The sequence below is a fragment of the Microcoleus sp. Pol12B5 genome (genome assembly GCF_036701335.1).
GTDB lineage: Bacteria > Cyanobacteriota > Cyanobacteriia > Cyanobacteriales > Microcoleaceae > Microcoleus.
The window spans coordinates 1-1,370 of sequence record NZ_JAUBQQ010000165.1; the positions used below are offsets into that span (position 1 = coordinate 1).

A 1,370-nucleotide genomic window follows, 5' to 3' on the forward strand; every position below is an offset into this window, starting at 1 on the left:
TTGCTGGGGAACTGAGGGGAATTCAGCTTATATTGTGGTGGAATGGCTGGATTTGGTAAGTCGCGGGGGCGATCAAACCCACATTCCGCAGTTCTGGCTTTAATGACTAAGGATTATCATACATTCAGTGTAGGAAAAATATCTGTCCCTACCTTTTGTAACTGTAGTTTAGACTAAAAAATCAGTGCAGCTAAAAGTAGCAGCCTTTTAGCAGAAGGCAAGCTGTTGCTCAAAAACTCAAGAGGTAGAAGATTCAACAGCTAATCTTGAAGACTTTTTCCGTCGAGAAACGCGTTTTTTAACAGTGGTATAGCACGGTGCCTTAGTACGTACCTTTCCTTTTTCCCAACCAGGGGATTTTCCCCTATGTTTAGGCACTGTAGCGGGAGTACCAATGTCAACTAAAACCGAAAACATTGATTGGGCAACACGTCCAGGAGTTAAATTAATCGTAGCAGATTGCCAAGGAAGTCGATGTTCCAGAACTAAATCCCTAGCCAGCCAGAGTTGCCAACTCATCAATGGCATTAAATCGCTCCAGCGCTCTGATTGTTCGGGAGTTCTCAAGTTAGGCAATGTCCAATGTAATCGTTGCTTAACAAATCTATACCAATGATCGACTCCAAAGCGTCGTAAATACTTAAACCAGACTGTTTCTAAGGGTAGAGTTCGTTCTCCAACCCAAGCCAACCATAAGGGTGGAAACGGCTGACCATTTGACATGGGCTTCATTCTTAAGGGCGAGGATTAAATTGACTCTTTGTCCAGGGGCACGATAGAAATGTAAGTCAAGCCATTGCCTGACTCGGACTTTTCCCAACCCTGGATGTTCGTCAATTTCAATCACAGTATCCGTTTGGAGCCATGTGGTTGGGTCGTTGAGTCTCATTTTCTGCCCATGTTTCCGTGGCCTACCGCGACCACTATAGGCTGGTGGTGTTGACCACAAACAGGCATTCCTTCGGACTCTCATTAAACAATCAGCTTGAATACCTGCTATCGCCAGTACCCAATTTGCATTCCCATATTCTCGATCTAAAACTGCTAAGACTGGATGGATGCTCTGTTCACAGACAAGTTTGAGTTGGGAAGCTGCTTGAAGAATGGGTGAGGACCCACTACTAATTCTTTCATGGAGCAGGGGTAATGCCCAACTTCCTTGTGCTTCTGGTATCCACGCAATTGTACTGTACCCCTGTCCAATAATTACGCCTTTGTGATATTCATGGGTTCTGTCTTGTAATGTTTTGGCATCTGGTCTGCCCCATGCAGTATGATCGATTGCCACTAAAACGTGTTCTGTTGAGGGTGCTTCCTCCTGTAATTGCTCCAGATACAGCAGCATCAGTTTTTTCCGGTCTGGTCTACAG

Annotated in this window: 1 protein-coding gene; it reads right to left on the minus strand. The window is 45.0% G+C overall.

Annotation, left to right across the window (positions count from 1 at the left end):
- Nucleotides 1-640: 640 nt before the first annotated feature.
- A partial coding sequence (locus tag QUA24_RS27220; RefSeq protein ID WP_333233534.1) for a transposase occupies nt 641-1,370 on the minus strand: 730 nt, incomplete at its 5' end.